This window comes from Pseudomonas sp. PA-4-8C (assembly GCF_021606625.1).
GTDB lineage: Bacteria > Pseudomonadota > Gammaproteobacteria > Pseudomonadales > Pseudomonadaceae > Aquipseudomonas > Aquipseudomonas lactis.
Window position 1 is genome coordinate 1 of record NZ_WKCD01000513.1, and the last position, 1,571, is coordinate 1,571.

Below are 1,571 nucleotides of genomic sequence, written 5' to 3' on the forward strand. Positions count from 1 at the left end.
GAATATGGTCGTGGCGAAATGCGCGAATCTGCGCGTCCGGCGATTGTTGAGGGTCGCACTCCCCCGCGCAGCTTCGATCTGAACGATGAATCCGGCTACACCGGCGTCCTGCAACTGACAGCGCGCGGATCAACTGGCGACGGGGACGACAACCCGCACGTCGAGATCCGCGGCGTCATGGCATTTAAGTCGGCCTGGCTTCGCGCAAATAACCTCAACCAGAAGAACCTGGACGTGATCTACGCGAACGGGCACAGCATGGAGCCAACCATCAATGACGGCGACGTGCTGCTGGTAGATGAATCGAGAGTGGAACCGAAGGACGGCCAGATATTCGCCATGCAGAGCGAATCAAAGGGCACGATCGTAAAGCGCTTGGTGAAGTCAGACTTCGACGGCTGGATCATTCGCAGCGACAACCCAGACAAGGCGCGCTACGGCGACGAGACGCTGCGTGATGGGGAGATAAACGAGGTTCGAATAATTGGCCGCGTGGTGTGGCGAGGCGGGATGTTGTAGGCCGCGCGACAGCTTACTGGGATGACGTCTTGAATGATCAAGGCAATGGACTGAACTTGAATAAATATACCCAGGTCGATATAGTGTATGAACTGATCCCTCACAATGATCTGGTGATCGACTTTAAAAGGATATTAGCGATAGATCCTCTGGTCGTTTACCGGACGCGAGAACTGATTGAGGAGCTCAGGTCCAATCAGGATTTGTTGGACAGGCTTTCCCAGCAAAATTATGGGGTATGGCCGAATAAGCCAAAAAGGGATGCTTTTTTCAACGTGAAGATGTGGGCTGAGGCTCAGAAAAACGGGTTAAACCTCTGGCGACTCCGAGATCTTTCCTTGGTTGAGAAAGGCCTTGAGTATCGACTGGTTTACGCGTTTCTTCCGCAGAAAAAGCAATATTTCGTGCTTGCTATTGTTGAGAAAGATTTTGACTATGACACAGACCATCCAGTCTCTCGGCGTATTTTCGCTTCCTACCGATCACTCGAAGAGTTTTACTGGTGAGCCAGGTAAATCTGCCTCAGGCGCCCCACCGGTAATTCTCCAATTCAAGCTTCCAGTGCACACATCGGCTGCCGCAGAACTGCACACCGAATTCGACCAATTTATGGCAGAGCTTGAAACGGATCCCGTTCATGCTGCCGGCTTCGCGGAGTCTCGATCTTGGGTTGCGGATACCTTTTATGCAGAAGACGGGGCCACGATTCGCACTCTCAGGCTAAGGGCTGGACTTACCCAGAAGCAGCTGGCGGTAGCTATCGGTACTAGCCAGCCACAAATTGCGAAAATCGAAAGCGGTCGGCATGACCCTGCGCTGTCAACTTGCAAGCGACTGAGTGGTGCGCTCGGAGTTTCTCTTGATGTTGTCAGCGATGCGATGGACCGGCAAGCTAGGCTGAATTTTGAAAAGGAAAGCAAATGAATCGATACGCCTATTCGGTTTTCTGTGACGATATACGGCAGGAAATCAACGGGAAGATCACTATGGTGGGTATTTACACAAACCGCCTTTTGGTGACCTCAGTCCCTACGGTGCTTCCAAAACTGTGT

3 protein-coding genes are annotated in these 1,571 nt (G+C 52.3%); all 3 read left to right on the forward strand.

The genetic code is table 11. The features are described 5' to 3' along the window. Window positions 1-519: S24 family peptidase (locus GIW04_RS30565; RefSeq protein ID WP_236479596.1), on the forward strand; the 519-nt coding region annotated here is incomplete at its 5' end. Between the two features lie 29 nt (window positions 520-548). Further along, window positions 549-1,025 (forward strand): hypothetical protein, encoded by a 477-nt coding sequence (locus tag GIW04_RS30570; protein ID WP_236479597.1) that lies wholly within the window; start codon window positions 549-551, stop codon window positions 1,023-1,025. After that, a complete protein-coding gene (locus tag GIW04_RS30575; protein WP_120249029.1) occupies window positions 955-1,443 on the forward strand; it encodes a helix-turn-helix domain-containing protein in 489 nt (162 codons plus the stop codon). Before GIW04_RS30570 ends, GIW04_RS30575 begins: the two co-directional genes overlap by 71 nt. Window positions 1,444-1,571 lie beyond the last annotated feature (128 nt).